Here is a 14,719-nt window from a genome sequence, read left to right on the forward strand (position 1 = left end):
ATGCAAGATGAATACGAAAGACATCAGTCAGATAAAGCCTTTAAATATTTAGGGGTATTTTATGCGCTAAGCTTAGCGGTATGGGGTATGTATAATTTGATTGTTTACGGAAGTGCTGGAACGCCATTTATTCTTTTTGTAATTGGACAGTTTATATACTTTTTTGTGAACTATTGGCCGAAATGGCAGTTTAGAAAGGTAGAAGAGAGTGAGTAGTGAGGTATGTTCTACAAATAGATAAATAAAGGGGAAACGGGATGGGATTACCGATTTAATCCCGTAAAAGCTGTTTACATGAAGCGTGTAAACAGCTTTTTTTGCAGTTTTCCACAAAAACACTTGAAAGTTACGTTACGTCATCTTTTACAATGAAAGAGGAAAGGGTGATGGAAATGATCTCAATTCAAGAACTTACAAAGGAAACAGGAGTTACGGTAAGAACACTTCGTTATTATGATCAAATTGATTTGCTGAAACCAAGCGGGAAAACAGAAGGTGGACACCGTTTATATAGTGAAAGGGACGTCATTCGTTTGCAACAAATTTTATTTTTAAAAGAAATGGGTTTCTCGTTAAAAGAGATTATGAATATACTAATGACAGATGAATTTAGCTTAAGAGAATCATTAGAAAAACAGCATAAGTTTGTACAAGAAGAGCAGAAAAAGTTTAATCGGATGGAACGGATTTTACAAGCTGTTATGTATTCGGCTGAGTTAGAGGGAGAGTTAGATTGGAAAATTATGTTCGAACTTATTCAACTTTCGAGGCAGTCTCCTCGTATACGTGAAGTATTTCAAAAGCGAGTGTTTTCAGAGGATGAGCAAAAACTTCTTCGCAATTTGCCAAATATGAGCGAGGAAGATGAGGATGTTCGAGAATGGGTAGATCTGTTAAAACAGTTACGCAGCTTTATGAAAGAAGGGAAGGATGCATCTCATGATGACGTGCAAGAAGCTATAAAAAAGCTAATGGCTAAGTGTTTGGAGATGGCAAATGGGGATGAAGCATTTCTAGATAAATTATGGGAAGTACGAAAGTCAGAAGAAGACTCGCAGAAGATGAATATGTATCCAATTGAAGAGGAGCTTCTAGTGTATATGGATGAAGCTTTTCGTATATATGATGAGAGGGAGAAGGAGAAATGAGTATACTGGCAGAGTATCGTTGGTATTTCTTAATTGGTGCAGAAATTGTGTTTTGGATATCAGCAATTGGTTTCTTTTTACTTCGTTACGGATTTCGATTACGGAAAGCCAGTTTCATTGCTGGCATTGTGTTACTTCTCAATGAAGTCTTTATTTTAGCTTTAGGTGTCATGGATTATTATGAAACTGGTAAGTTTTCTAACTTTCAAATCATTACGATAGTGATATTATTATATGCATTCTTCTATGGGAAAAAAGATCTAAAAAAATTAGATGTATGGGTACAAAAACTTGTTGCAAAGTGGCGGAATGAGCCGATGCCTATTATAAAAGAGCCAGTAGAAGTTACGGGCTGGGCTTATGCGAAACAGGAAATGGGGCAGTGGGGCTTACATCTCGCTTTGTTTATCGTTGTTCATATTGTCTTTTTCTTTATGTATGGACTCGTGCCGATTGAACAGTGGGGAAATTGGCTTGAAAAAGGAATTGTGTTAAATGAGGCCGCCAGCCGTGTGAGTCAAGTTTGGGGAATTGTATTTTTAGTTGATACGGTAATTACATTCTCATATGTCATTTTCCCAAAAAAAGAAAAGAAGCTGCTGTCCTAATGGGACAACAGCTTTTTCATTATGCAACGTCTTCTTTTTGTTCATTTTGTAGCGTACTATTTTTGTAACCGTAACTGAAGTAGACAACAAGTCCAATTACAAGCCATACTGCAAAGCCAATCCATGTTGTTGCTGGGAGCTGCAATGCGAGGTATCCACAGAATAGAACAGCTAAAGCAGGAATCCATGGTACTAATGGCACTTTAAAAGCACGAGGTAGTTCTGGTTGTTTTTTGCGTAAGATGATTACTCCGATGGATACAACGATGAATGCGAATAGTGTACCGATATTTGTTAATTCTGCTAGTTTGTTTAAAGGAATGAAACCAGCAAAGAAAGCAACCATAGTTGCAGTAATCCAACTATTGATAACAGGTGTTTGTGTTTTCTTGTTCACGCGAGAAAGTGCTTTTGGTAGTAAGCCATCGCGGCTAATTGCGTAAAATAAACGTGTTTGTCCATATAACATAACGAGTAATACAGTTGTAATTCCAGTAATTGCTCCTAAAGAAATGAAACCTGCGATCCAATCTTGTTGGATGTATTGTAGTGCAAATGCAACAGGGTTTTTAACACCTAACTGATCGTAAGGCACAATTCCAGTTAAAATTAATGAAACAACGATATATAAAATTGTACAGATTGTTAAAGAAGCAATAATGCCGATTGGCATGTTACGCTGTGGGTTTTTCACTTCTTCAGCAGCTGTTGATACAGCGTCAAATCCGATGTAAGCAAAGAATACAGTTGCAGCTCCAGTTGTTACGCCAGAGAAGCCGAACGGCATAAATGGTGTCCAGTTTTCAGGTTTGACATAGAAAGCGCCAACACCGATAAATAGTAAGACAACAAAAAGTTTGATAGCTACCATGATCGCATTAAAGCGAGCTGATTTTTTTGCTCCTCTTGTTAATAACAATGTCATTAGAAAGATGATACAGATTGCCGGTAAGTCTACGTATGTTCCAGCTTCAGGATTATACGCGCTTGTTAAAGCTGTAGGTAATGTAATCCCGAATCCACTTAATAGTCCTTGGAAATATCCTGACCAACCAGAGGCAACAGCTGAGGAAGCTAAGCCATATTCTAAAATTAAATCCCATCCTAAAATCCAAGCGATTAACTCTCCAAATGTTGCATAGCTATAAGTGTATGCACTACCAGATACCGGTACAGTTGATGCGAATTCAGAATAACATAGTGCTGCAAATACACAGGCTAAACCGGATAAAATAAACGATAGAATAAGTGCTGGTCCTGCGTGTTCTGCTGCGGCAACACCAGTAAGAACGAAAATGCCTGTTCCAATAATGGCGCCGACCCCGAGCATTGTGAGATCAAATGCACCGAGTTCTTTCTTTAAAGATGCCCCTTTTTGTTCTGCCTGTGCTAATAATGCTGAAATGGATTTTTTCCGAAATAGATTCATATAGATCCCTCACTCCTTAGTTGTTATAATATTCTGAAAAATATTTCCGTTTTGTCGTATCGTGTCGAATCTTTGTAGTTCGTATTCTAAAGTAAAATAATATTTTTGTAAATATTTATTTTTTAGAAAATTCTACCTATTAATATTGTTCTTCTAGTTAATCTCGTGTTGAATGATAGTATAAAGCCAAAACAAGCTGGAGAGGATTTAATATGAGAACAGGAATTGCCTCATTGTGTTTTCTATTTTGTATTGGAAGCTTAGTAGCATGTTCACAATCGGGCGGTAAAATTGATGAGAATAATGATGTGATTGCAAAAGGACATAAAATTTCTAATTTACATAAATTCGAGAAGTTCTTCATGAATGTTGAAAAAGGTAGAGCGGATAAAATATGCATTGTGAATTATACACATGAAGGAGATCCAATCTTTCAAACGTTAGAATATGATGGGAGAGAAATCAGCTATAAGGTAGATAATTCTTATGATAAATTTGCTGGTAAAGATAAAGGGATTTACTCCGATACTTGTAAAAAGATAATGAAAGATACTCGTGAAGATATAGGGTATACGCTACATGATTGTGTGAAAGAAACAGGTCATAATGGATATGACCTGTTTCGTATACCGGCAAAATAAATGGGATTAAAAAAGGAAGGAGCTTATAAAAAAAGAAACCTTCCTTTTGCTATGTTTATCCCGCTATTTGCGGGCAGTAAGACCCCCATCTCAAGATTCAGAGAGAAACGAGGAAGATAGGCGGGGGACAACTGCCCGTAAAAGATAGATTCATTAACCATCAGTAGAGATGAAGAAAACCCCTACTGATGGAAGTTTCACTTTATATTGTCGAAAACTTTACCGAATATCTGTTCGTTTTCTTGGTTTTTTCATGGGCATTCGTGGTAAAATGGGAATACAGATTTTTTACGAGGAGGTCGGTTTTGTTTGGAACATCAATTTGAGATTGTCTCAGAATATTCCCCGCAAGGTGATCAGCCAAGAGCGATAAAGCAGCTGATAGCGGGGATTAATAATGGTAAGAAACATCAAGTGTTGCTTGGAGCGACAGGAACGGGAAAGACATTTACGATTTCGAATGTTATTAAAGAAGTGAAGAAGCCAACACTTGTAATGGCTCATAATAAAACATTAGCAGGACAACTGTATAGTGAACTCAAAGATTTCTTTCCGAACAATGCTGTTGAGTATTTTGTGAGTTATTACGATTATTATCAACCGGAAGCGTATGTACCACAAACCGATACGTTTATTGAAAAAGATGCACAAATCAATGATGAGATTGATAAATTACGTCACTCAGCGACATCAGCTTTATTTGAACGAGATGATGTCATTATTGTAGCAAGTGTTTCTTGTATTTACGGCTTAGGTTCGCCAGAAGAATACCGTGAACTTGTGGTTTCTTTGCGCGTTGGTATGGAAAAGGACCGTAATCAATTGCTTCGTGAACTTGTTGATGTGCAGTACGGTCGTAATGATATTGATTTTAAACGCGGAACATTTCGAGTGCGCGGAGATGTAGTTGAGATTTTCCCAGCATCGCTTGATGAACATTGTATTCGGATTGAGTTTTTTGGCGATGAGATTGATCGTATCCGTGAAGTGAATGCCTTAACAGGTGAAGTATTAGCAGAACGTGAACATGTAGCAATCTTCCCGGCATCTCACTTCGTTACACGTGAAGAAAAAATGAAAGTTGCCATTGAAAATATTGAAAAAGAATTAGAAGAGCGTTTAAAAGAATTAAATGATAACGGTAAATTGTTAGAAGCCCAGCGTATTGAGCAGCGAACTCGTTACGATTTAGAAATGATGCGAGAGATGGGATTTTGTTCGGGGATTGAAAACTACTCCCGTCATTTGACGCTCCGTCCAGCTGGTTCAACACCATATACATTAATAGATTATTTCCCTAAAGATTTCCTAATTGTTATGGATGAGTCGCATGTAACAGTGCCGCAAGTAAGAGCGATGTATAATGGGGACCAAGCGCGTAAACAAGTGCTTGTTGACCATGGATTTCGCTTGCCGTCAGCGATGGATAATAGACCGCTTATGTTTGAAGAGTTTGAAGAGAAAACGAATCAAGTTGTGTATGTATCAGCAACGCCGGGCCCATATGAACTAGAGCTTACACCGGAAGTTGTGGAGCAAATTATCCGTCCAACGGGGCTTTTAGATCCGCAAATTGATGTAAGACCAATTGAAGGGCAAATAGATGATTTATTAGGAGAAATCCATGATCGCATTGCGAAAAATGAGCGTGTATTGATTACGACATTAACAAAGAAAATGTCAGAGGATTTAACAGATTATTTAAAAGATGTTGGTATTAAAGTAAACTACTTACATTCTGAAATTAAAACGCTAGAGCGGATTGAGATTATTCGAGATCTTCGCCTTGGCAAATTTGATGTGCTTATTGGTATTAACTTGTTGCGAGAAGGGCTTGATATTCCAGAAGTATCACTCGTAGCGATTTTAGATGCGGACAAAGAAGGATTCTTACGTTCAGAGCGATCATTGATTCAGACAATTGGTCGTGCCGCGCGTAATGAACACGGTCATGTAATCATGTACGCAGATCGCATAACGAGATCGATGGGAATTGCAATTGAAGAGACGAAACGCCGTCGTCAAAAGCAAGAAGCTTACAACGAGGAACATGGCATTACACCGAAAACAATTCAAAAAGAAGTACGTGACGTGATTCGTGCAACAACAGCCGCAGAAGAAACAGAAGTATATGAAGCTGGGCCGGCTAAGAAAATGACGAAGAAAGAACGAGAAAAAACAATCGCGAAGATGGAAGCAGAAATGAAGGAAGCGGCAAAGGCACTAGACTTCGAGCGTGCAGCTGAGCTGAGAGATTTACTGCTAGAATTAAAAGCGGAAGGGTGAAAATAGTGAGCAAAGATTTTATCGTAGTAAAAGGTGCGAGGGCGCATAACTTGAAAAATATTGATGTAACCATTCCGAGAAATCAGCTCGTTGTTGTGACAGGTCTGTCTGGTTCAGGGAAATCATCATTAGCATTTGATACGATTTATGCAGAAGGGCAGCGCAGATACGTGGAGTCTTTATCCGCGTATGCGCGCCAATTTTTAGGGCAAATGGATAAACCGGATGTGGATACAATTGAAGGGTTATCGCCAGCAATTTCAATTGATCAAAAAACGACGAGTCGTAACCCACGTTCAACAGTCGGAACGGTGACAGAGATTTATGATTATTTACGCCTATTATTTGCGCGTATTGGGACACCGATCTGTCCGAACCACGGGATTGAAATTACATCACAAACGGTAGAACAAATGGTAGACCGTGTTTTAGAATATCCAGAGCGCACGAAATTACAAGTGTTAGCACCGATTGTATCAGGTCGTAAAGGTGCACATGTGAAAGTATTAGAGGATATAAAGAAACAAGGTTATGTTCGCGTTCGTGTTGATGGAGAAATGCTTGATGTGTCTGAAGAAATTACGTTAGATAAAAACAAGAAGCATTCCATTGAAGTCGTAATTGACCGTATCGTTGTGAAAGAAGGGGTTGCAAGCCGCCTTGCAGATTCTCTTGAAAGTGCATTGAAACTAGGTGGAGGTCGTGTATTAATCGATGTGATTGGAGAAGAGGAGCTTTTATTTAGTGAGCATCATGCTTGCCCGCATTGTGGTTTTTCAATCGGTGAATTAGAACCTCGTATGTTCTCTTTCAATAGCCCATTTGGTGCGTGTCCGTCTTGTGATGGGCTTGGCTCAAAATTAGAGGTAGATTTAGAACTTGTAATTCCAAATTGGGACTTATCGTTAAATGGGCATGCGATTGCCCCTTGGGAACCGACTAGTTCGCAATATTATCCGCAATTACTGCAATCTGTGTGTAATCATTACGGCATTGATATGGATATGCCTGTGAAGGATATACCGAAAGAGTTATTTGATAAAGTGTTGTACGGAAGTGGAGAAGAGAAGGTTTATTTCCGTTATGTGAATGACTTTGGACAAGTGAAAGAAAGTGATATTTTATTTGAAGGAGTTATTCCAAATATTGAACGTCGCTACCGTGAAACAAGTTCTGATTACATTCGTGAACAAATGGAGAAGTATATGGCGGAGCAGGCGTGTCCGAAATGTAAGGGCGGCCGCTTGAAGCCAGAAAGCTTAGCTGTTTTTGTTGGCGGAAAAACGATTGCGGATGTAACGAAGTACTCTGTTCAAGAAGTTTATGATTTCTTCGAGGGCATTGAACTGACAGAAAAACAAGAAAAGATTGCTCGTTTAATTTTACGTGAAATTAAAGAGCGCGTAAGTTTCTTAATTAACGTTGGACTTGATTATTTAACATTAAGCCGTGCAGCAGGAACATTATCAGGTGGGGAAGCACAGCGTATTCGTCTTGCAACGCAAATTGGTTCTCGTTTAACTGGTGTATTATATATTCTTGATGAACCTTCTATCGGCTTACATCAGCGTGACAATGATCGCCTGATTCGTACATTACAGGAAATGCGTGATTTAGGAAATACGCTAATCGTTGTTGAACATGATGAAGATACAATGATGGCGGCCGATTATTTACTTGATATTGGCCCTGGCGCAGGAATTCATGGTGGGCAAGTTGTGTCATCTGGCTCGCCAGATGAAGTGATGAATGATGATAATTCATTAACAGGGCAATATTTAAGCGGTAAGAAATTTATTCCGGTCCCACTTGAGAGACGTAAAGGGGATGGGCGTAAGGTCGAGATTATTGGTGCAAAAGAAAATAACTTAAAAAATGCGAAGATGTCATTCCCGCTTGGGACATTTGTAGCAGTAACCGGCGTATCTGGATCAGGAAAAAGTACGATGATCAATGAAGTTCTATATAAATCGTTAGCACAGAAATTATATAAAGCGAAAAGTAAGCCAGGAGCTCATAAGGAAATTAAAGGCCTTGAGCATTTAGATAAAGTTATTGATATTGATCAATCACCAATCGGACGTACACCGCGCTCGAATCCAGCGACATACACAGGCGTTTTCGATGATATCCGTGATGTGTTTGCGCAAACGAATGAAGCAAAAGTACGTGGGTATCAAAAGGGACGTTTTAGTTTTAACGTGAAAGGTGGCCGTTGTGAGGCTTGCCGCGGTGATGGGATTATTAAAATTGAAATGCATTTCTTACCGGATGTATATGTTCCATGTGAAGTATGTCATGGAAAACGTTATAATCGTGAAACGTTAGAAGTGAAATATAAAGATAAGAACATTTCTGAAGTACTAGGAATGACGATTGAAGATGGGGTAGAATTCTTTGCCAACATCCCGAAAATTAAACGGAAGTTGCAGACGCTTGTAGATGTAGGGCTAGGCTATATGAAATTAGGGCAGCCGGCTACTACATTATCGGGTGGTGAAGCGCAGCGTGTGAAACTTGCATCTGAATTACATCGCCGTTCTACAGGTCGTACGTTATATATTTTAGATGAGCCGACAACCGGCTTACATGCACATGATATTGCACGACTTCTAGAAGTATTACAGCGCCTTGTTGAAAGTGGGGAAACTGTGCTTGTTATCGAGCATAACTTAGATGTAATTAAGACAGCAGATTACATTGTTGACCTTGGTCCAGAAGGCGGAGACAAAGGTGGTCAAATCGTTGCATCAGGTACGCCGGAGCAAGTTGTAAAAGAAGAACGTTCGTATACAGGGAAGTATTTAAAAGAGATTTTAGAGCGTGATACGGCTCGTATGAAAGAGAAGATGAATGGGGTTGAAGTAGGGAGCTAAGCCAATTGGCTAGCTCCTTGTTTTAGTTTGGGAGAGGATTTAGCGTGGCAGGTATACAAGTATAAGGGCTGGAATAAGTTGTTATATAAAGTGAAACTTTAATCAGTGGGGGTTTTCTTCATCCCCCACTGATTATGAGTTGAACGAATCGGGCTTTTACGGACAGTTCATCTCCCACCTAACTTCTTTGCTTTCGCTGAATTTTGAGGTGGGAGTGTTACTGTCCGTTAATGCGGGATAAACTCATTTCGGTTTTCAGCATACAAATCATGACTATGAAGCCAAAAGGAGACTTCTACTCATTTCCTCCTGGGATGGGGCGAAAAAAGGATCTGTCCCCCCTATGGATGGGTGGATGCTCTCTTCCCACCAAAAAAGAAAGGTTTTCCCTCGCTTTTTTTATGGTTACTTGGCGTTTGCTATCCATTAGCGTATGATTAAGTATATATATCAAAAGGATGTGTAAGAAAATGAGATGGATTCTATCACTTCTTGTAAATAGCGTCGTATTAATTGTTGTATCAGGTCTTCTAAAGGGAATTGCACCAGACGCATTTTACATAGAAAACATACAAACCGCGATTATCGCGAGCATTATTTTGTCGATTTTAAATGTGTTTGTAAAACCGTTATTAATTTTAATTACGTTACCGATTACTGTTTTAACATTTGGTTTCTTCCTAATTGTAATTAATGCAATTACATTAGAGATGACAGATTCTTTGTTAGGTGATGCTTTTAACATATCAGGATTTGGTGTAGCAATTCTTGCGGCAATTTGTATTTCTATCTTAAATATGCTGATTGATAAAGTAATTGTCGAACCATTATCTGAGAAAAAATAGAAAAATGACAAAAAGAAAAACATTTCATGAACCTCATGAAATGTTTTTTTCTATTTAGTAGAAACCATATTTCTTGTTTTCAGAAAAAAATGGTACAATATCGGTTAGAATGGAATTTTACATCAAATGAGATTGAACCCGCAGCGGAGTGGAGGTTTACATATGCCGAAAGTAAGGACAAAAGATTTAATTGAGCAATTTCAATTGGAATTAGTAAGTGGTGAGGAAGGAATTCATCGTCCAATTGATACAAGTGATTTATCGCGACCTGGAATTGAAATGGCAGGATTCTTTACATATTATCCAGCAGATCGCGTACAGCTTCTTGGAAAAACGGAGCTTACTTTTTTTGATACATTAACAACTGAGCAAAAGCAAGAAAGAATGACAGCTCTTTGTACAGAAGAGACGCCGTGTATTATTGTAACGCGTAGTCAAGATGTACCTGGAGAATTATTGCAAGCATCACGTGAGTTTGGTGTGCCTCTTTTACGCTCTTCCCAAACGACGACAAGACTATCAAGTCGTTTAACAAATTATTTAGAAGGTAAGTTAGCACCAACAACTGCCGTTCACGGTGTATTAGTAGATATTTACGGCGTTGGTGTTTTAATTACAGGTCAAAGCGGCGTCGGGAAAAGTGAAACAGCACTTGAACTTGTTAAACGCGGTCACCGCTTAGTTGCGGATGATAGCGTAGAAATTCGTCAAGAAGATGAAGATACGTTAGTAGGAAGCTCGCCAGATTTAATTGAGCATTTACTAGAAATTCGTGGTCTAGGTATTATTAACGTCATGACGTTATTTGGTGCAGGGGCTGTGCGAAACTACAAGCGTATTACACTTGTGATTAATCTTGAGATTTGGGATCAAAAGAAAAACTATGATCGTCTAGGTCTTGATGAAGAGAAAATGAAAATTATAGATACAGAACTTACGAAGATTACACTTCCAGTTCGTCCTGGCCGAAACTTGGCTGTTATTATTGAAGTAGCAGCAATGAACTTCAGATTAAAACGAATGGGAGTCAATGCAGCACAACAATTTTCTGAGCGCTTAATGAGTGCGATTGAACTAGGAAATCAAGAATAAGTTTGGAGAGAGAGGTCATACATATGCTGTTAGGTTCTGTACCACAGCTAGATCGTGTAGCGATTCAGCTTGGACCATTCCCAGTCTATTGGTATGGGGTTATTATTGGGACAGGTGTTTTGCTTGGACTTTGGTTAGCTACGCGCGAGGGTGAACGATTAGGTATTCCAAAAGATACTTTTGTCGATCTTGTTTTAATTGCGGTACCAATCGCGATTATTTGCGCACGCGCATACTATGTTATTTTTGAGTGGGAATATTATGTGCAAGACCCAAGGCAAATTATTAATATTCGTCAAGGTGGATTGGCGATTCATGGTGGTTTAATCGGAGCGGTGATTACGGGGATTTTCTTTGCGAAAAAACGTGGTATTTCCTTCTGGAAGCTGGCTGATATTGCAGCACCAAGTATTCTTCTTGGACAAGCAATTGGCCGATGGGGAAATTTTATGAACCAAGAGGCTCACGGCGGTGAAGTAACAAGACAGTTTTTAGAAGGCTTACATTTACCAGAGTTTATTGTGAATCAAATGTATATTAATGGTGTATATTATCATCCAACGTTCTTATATGAATCATTATGGAATTTTGCAGGTGTAATTCTATTATTGTTATTACGCAAAGCGAATTTACGCCGTGGTGAATTATTCTTTACGTATTTAATTTGGTATTCAGTTGGACGTTTCTTTGTGGAAGGCCTACGTACGGATAGCTTAATGTTAGGACCGCTTCGCATTGCGCAAGTGATGTCCATCGGGCTTGTTGTTATTTCTATCATTTTCATTATTGTGAGACGTATAATGGGGCAAGCTGATAAAAGATATTCAGAAAACTAGAGAAAAGTAGCATCTTATATGAGATGCTGCTTCTTTCATATTCAGGCAGTGAAAGGACCTTAGCATATGAAAATAAATACAGTGTTATTTGATTTAGATGGAACATTAATAAATACAAATGAACTTATTATTTCTTCTTTTTTACACACGTTAAATAAGTACTATCCAGATCAGTATAAGCGCGAAGATATATTGCCATTTATCGGTCCATCTTTGCATGAGACGTTTCGTTCAATGGATGAGGGCAAGGTAGATGAGATGATTCAGTGCTATCGTCAGTTTAATCATGACCATCATGATGAACTAGTGGAAGAATATGAAACTGTCTATGAAACCGTTCAGGAATTAAAGAAACAAGGTTATAAAATTGGAATTGTGACCACGAAGGCGAGACAAACAGTAGAAATGGGTTTAAAGCTTTCAAAATTAAAGGAGTTCTTTGATGTTGTTGTAACAATTGATGATGTAGAACACGTGAAACCACATCCAGAACCCATTCAAAAAGCATTGAAACTATTGGATGCAAAACCGGAAGAAACATTAATGGTTGGTGATAACCATCATGATATAGTAGGCGGACAAAACGCAGGTACGAAAACAGCAGCAGTGGCATGGACGATTAAAGGTAGAGAGTACTTAGAATCGTATAAGCCGGATTATGTACTAGATAAAATGAGTGATTTATTATCCATTTTGTCTGAATAGTAGATAAGGGGAGAGAGCAAAGTGCGACGGACAACGCGCTACCCTGTTTCAGGAGCAAATTCATTATGGAATGTGTATAAAACAGTATCCTTCTTTAAGGTAATGAAAAATTTTATTGTTATTCAAATTGCACGCTATACGCCATTTTTATCTGTGAAGAACTGGTTGTATCGCACGTTTTTACGGATGAAAGTCGGAGAGCAAACATCATTTGCACTTATGGCTATGCCTGATACTATGTTTCCAGAAAAGATTACAGTTGGAGCAAATTCAATAATTGGCTACAATACAACGATTTTAGCTCACGAATATTTAATTACGGAATATCGTCTTGGAGAAGTAATCATAGGGAATGAAGTGATGATTGGAGCAAATTCAACTGTATTGCCAGGTGTGAAGATTGGGGACGGTGCTATTGTTTCAGCAGGTACGCTTGTTCACCGTGATGTACCAAGCGGTGCTTTTGTAGGTGGAAATCCAATGCGTATCATTTATACGAAGGAAGAGATGGCAGAGAGGAGAAAGTCAATGTTAAAAATGTAACATTTCTCTTCTCTTTTTATGAATAAAAAGGAAATAATTGATTATAATATACTGTTTTGTTTTTTACGGAATCGTTTATACTTATAAATAGAAGAAGGTGTGAACGAAGAAAACAAAAAACTGGAGGATATATGGGGAAAAATCAAAGAATATTTAAGGAGAACGGACAAGTTATCTCTTTTAATCAATTAGCTGATTTCTTTTATAAAAAAGGGATGAAGTCTTATCGCAATCATAAATTACAAGATGCGATTAAATATTTTCGAAGAGCGGCACAAAGTGAGAAAGAGCCGTTTATTTTATGTCAATTAGCTACGGTATTATCGGAAGTCGGTGAGTATCAAGAATCAAATCAAATTTTCTTGAAACTGATTCGTTCGAATTCTAATATTGAACAGTGCTATTATTTTGTAGCAAATAATTACGCATATCTTGGCTTGTTTCAGCAGGCGAAGAAGTATGCGGAGCAATATTTAGAGATAGCTACAGAGAAGGAATTTGTGGAAGAGACGTTAGAATTGCTTGAAATTATGGAAGAAGAATCAATGGATGCGGAAGAGTTTGAAGATGAAGATGAGTTAATTGTCATGCAGGAACAAGCGAACCGTTATATTCGCAACGGACAATTAGAAGAAGCAATTGCTACACTTGAAGTTGTTACGAAAGATTATCCAGAATTTTGGTCGGGTTATAATAATTTAGCAATTGCTCATTTTCAGTTAGGAAATGTAGATAAAGCATTAAAGTTAACAGAGATGATTTTAGAGAAAAATCCTGGTAATATGCATGCGTTATGTAATACGCTTATTTTTCTATATTCAATTGGAGAGCATAAGCAAGTAGAAGCGTTAGCGAAGCAACTAGAATCCGTATATCCGATGTCATTTGAGCATCGATTGAAGCTAGGAACAACATTCGCGACAATTGGTCACTTTGCATCGGCATATAAATGGTTAAGGTTATTAAAGCGTCAAGGTTATGAAGGAGATGTCAGCTTTTACTATTGGTTTGCATACTCTGCTTATATGATAAAAGATCAACAGACAGCGGAAAAGATGTGGCAATCTGTTGTAGAATTACACCCTGATAAAAAAGGGAAAGAGCCGTGGAATGCCCTGCATTTAGCTGATGAAGGACAGAATGTTTTGTTTGAAGAGCTGAGGAAATCTTTCCAGCAAAGTACAACGTTAGAAGAGCAAATGTTAGCACTGTATTTAATGAATGAATTAACAACACCTGAGAAGATTGGCTTTTTCTTTGATGTGACGCAGGCGAAAAATCGTGTGCCAATTGTTTCGCAACTGGCAAAATACTTCTTTTTAATGAGCAGTCATAAGAGTATTCCGAGCGAGTTACAACCGTTTGAACAATGTATTCGGATTGCGGATGCCTTATATAACTATACAAATAAAGAAGATGAATTGATTGAAGAGTGCTTACATTTTTGGTTTTGTACCTTTATACGCCTATATACATCTGGGACGGTATTTACAAACGTGTTTGGTTGGTCTGCGGCAATCGAGTATATTGTGCGCGGAGAACAGAGAAATAAAATGACACAGGCCGAACTTGGAAATATATATAATGTATCTGTGGCAACTGTGAGAAAATATGTGCAAGTAGTAAAGCGTACTCACACGTAGGCAAATCATTGGGAAAAAACAGATGCTAACAGTATAATGAGAGTAAGTTATGGTAGGAATGAATAGG

The 14,719-nt window shown here is 38.2% G+C and carries 13 protein-coding genes; 12 read left to right on the plus strand and 1 reads right to left on the minus strand.

All coding sequences use genetic code 11. The features are described from left to right. The 3 genes from MHH45_RS18215 to MHH45_RS18225 all read left to right on the plus strand — a co-directional run bounded on the left by MHH45_RS18215 (position 1) and on the right by MHH45_RS18225 (position 1,756). Entirely contained in the window at positions 1–216 is a 216-nt protein-coding gene (locus MHH45_RS18215) for a hypothetical protein (RefSeq protein WP_016112523.1), read from the plus strand. Between the two features lie 170 nt (positions 217–386). After that, the gene (locus MHH45_RS18220; RefSeq protein ID WP_016112522.1) at positions 387–1,148 is read left to right on the plus strand and encodes a MerR family transcriptional regulator; all 762 of its coding nucleotides are present in this window, start codon (positions 387–389) and stop codon (positions 1,146–1,148) included. Further along, positions 1,145–1,756, plus strand: a complete 612-nt coding sequence (locus tag MHH45_RS18225; RefSeq protein WP_016112521.1) for a hypothetical protein — start codon at positions 1,145–1,147, stop codon at positions 1,754–1,756. The genes MHH45_RS18220 and MHH45_RS18225 overlap by 4 nt, the downstream gene beginning before the upstream one ends. A gap of 19 nt (positions 1,757–1,775) precedes the next feature. Here the strand turns inward: MHH45_RS18225 and MHH45_RS18230 are convergent, their stop codons facing one another. Next, complete coding sequence (locus tag MHH45_RS18230; RefSeq protein ID WP_016112520.1) at positions 1,776–3,185, minus strand: amino acid permease; 1,410 nt, start codon at positions 3,183–3,185, stop codon at positions 1,776–1,778. 212 nt (positions 3,186–3,397) lie between these two features. Here MHH45_RS18230 and MHH45_RS18235 point away from each other — a divergent pair, with 212 nt between their 5' ends. The 9 genes from MHH45_RS18235 (at position 3,398) to MHH45_RS18275 (ending at position 14,652) form a co-directional block, all read left to right on the plus strand. Further along, positions 3,398–3,826, plus strand: coding sequence for a DUF4362 domain-containing protein (locus MHH45_RS18235; protein ID WP_016112519.1), 429 nt, complete (start codon positions 3,398–3,400; stop codon positions 3,824–3,826). A gap of 309 nt (positions 3,827–4,135) precedes the next feature. Further along, entirely contained in the window at positions 4,136–6,112 is a 1,977-nt protein-coding gene (gene uvrB, locus MHH45_RS18240; protein ID WP_016131105.1) for an excinuclease ABC subunit B, read from the plus strand. A gap of 5 nt (positions 6,113–6,117) precedes the next feature. Continuing rightward, positions 6,118–8,988: an excinuclease ABC subunit UvrA gene (uvrA, locus tag MHH45_RS18245; RefSeq protein WP_033670868.1), complete on the plus strand. Its 2,871-nt coding sequence runs from the start codon at positions 6,118–6,120 to the stop codon at positions 8,986–8,988. A 470-nt stretch (positions 8,989–9,458) separates the two neighbouring features. Continuing rightward, positions 9,459–9,833 carry a phage holin family protein gene (locus MHH45_RS18250; RefSeq protein WP_016112516.1) on the plus strand — a complete coding sequence of 125 codons (375 nt, stop codon included), beginning with the start codon at positions 9,459–9,461 and terminating at the stop codon, positions 9,831–9,833. A gap of 162 nt (positions 9,834–9,995) precedes the next feature. Further along, positions 9,996–10,925, plus strand: coding sequence for an HPr(Ser) kinase/phosphatase (gene hprK, locus MHH45_RS18255; protein ID WP_016112515.1), 930 nt, complete (start codon positions 9,996–9,998; stop codon positions 10,923–10,925). A gap of 23 nt (positions 10,926–10,948) precedes the next feature. Further along, complete coding sequence (lgt, locus tag MHH45_RS18260) at positions 10,949–11,761, plus strand: prolipoprotein diacylglyceryl transferase (RefSeq protein ID WP_016112514.1); 813 nt, start codon at positions 10,949–10,951, stop codon at positions 11,759–11,761. Between the two features lie 66 nt (positions 11,762–11,827). Continuing rightward, positions 11,828–12,466 (plus strand): pyrophosphatase PpaX, encoded by a 639-nt coding sequence (ppaX, locus tag MHH45_RS18265; RefSeq protein ID WP_016131103.1) that lies wholly within the window; start codon positions 11,828–11,830, stop codon positions 12,464–12,466. A 21-nt stretch (positions 12,467–12,487) separates the two neighbouring features. Next, a complete protein-coding gene (locus MHH45_RS18270) occupies positions 12,488–13,009 on the plus strand; it encodes an acyltransferase (RefSeq protein ID WP_003201873.1) in 522 nt (173 codons plus the stop codon). Between the two features lie 131 nt (positions 13,010–13,140). Continuing rightward, the gene (locus MHH45_RS18275) at positions 13,141–14,652 is read left to right on the plus strand and encodes a tetratricopeptide repeat protein (protein WP_016112512.1); all 1,512 of its coding nucleotides are present in this window, start codon (positions 13,141–13,143) and stop codon (positions 14,650–14,652) included. Positions 14,653–14,719 lie beyond the last annotated feature (67 nt).

It is taken from the genome of Bacillus sp. FSL K6-0042 (assembly GCF_038006685.1).
GTDB classification, from domain to species: domain Bacteria; phylum Bacillota; class Bacilli; order Bacillales; family Bacillaceae_G; genus Bacillus_A; species Bacillus_A pseudomycoides.

Excerpts from the sequence above, each read along its gene's own strand:
- MHH45_RS18235 (WP_016112519.1), top strand. The coding sequence starts at position 3,398 with ATGAGAACAGGAATTGCCTCATTGTGTTTTCTATTTTGTATTGGAAGC.
- MHH45_RS18225 (WP_016112521.1), top strand. The coding sequence starts at position 1,145 with ATGAGTATACTGGCAGAGTATCGTTGGTATTTCTTAATTGGTGCAGAA.
- hprK (WP_016112515.1), top strand. The coding sequence starts at position 9,996 with ATGCCGAAAGTAAGGACAAAAGATTTAATTGAGCAATTTCAATTGGAA.
- MHH45_RS18250 (WP_016112516.1), top strand. The coding sequence starts at position 9,459 with ATGAGATGGATTCTATCACTTCTTGTAAATAGCGTCGTATTAATTGTT.
- MHH45_RS18275 (WP_016112512.1), top strand. The coding sequence starts at position 13,141 with ATGGGGAAAAATCAAAGAATATTTAAGGAGAACGGACAAGTTATCTCT.
- MHH45_RS18215 (WP_016112523.1), top strand. The coding sequence starts at position 1 with ATGCAAGATGAATACGAAAGACATCAGTCAGATAAAGCCTTTAAATAT.
- ppaX (WP_016131103.1), top strand. The coding sequence starts at position 11,828 with ATGAAAATAAATACAGTGTTATTTGATTTAGATGGAACATTAATAAAT.
- MHH45_RS18230 (WP_016112520.1), bottom strand. The coding sequence starts at position 3,185 with ATGAATCTATTTCGGAAAAAATCCATTTCAGCATTATTAGCACAGGCA.
- lgt (WP_016112514.1), top strand. The coding sequence starts at position 10,949 with ATGCTGTTAGGTTCTGTACCACAGCTAGATCGTGTAGCGATTCAGCTT.
- MHH45_RS18220 (WP_016112522.1), top strand. The coding sequence starts at position 387 with ATGGAAATGATCTCAATTCAAGAACTTACAAAGGAAACAGGAGTTACG.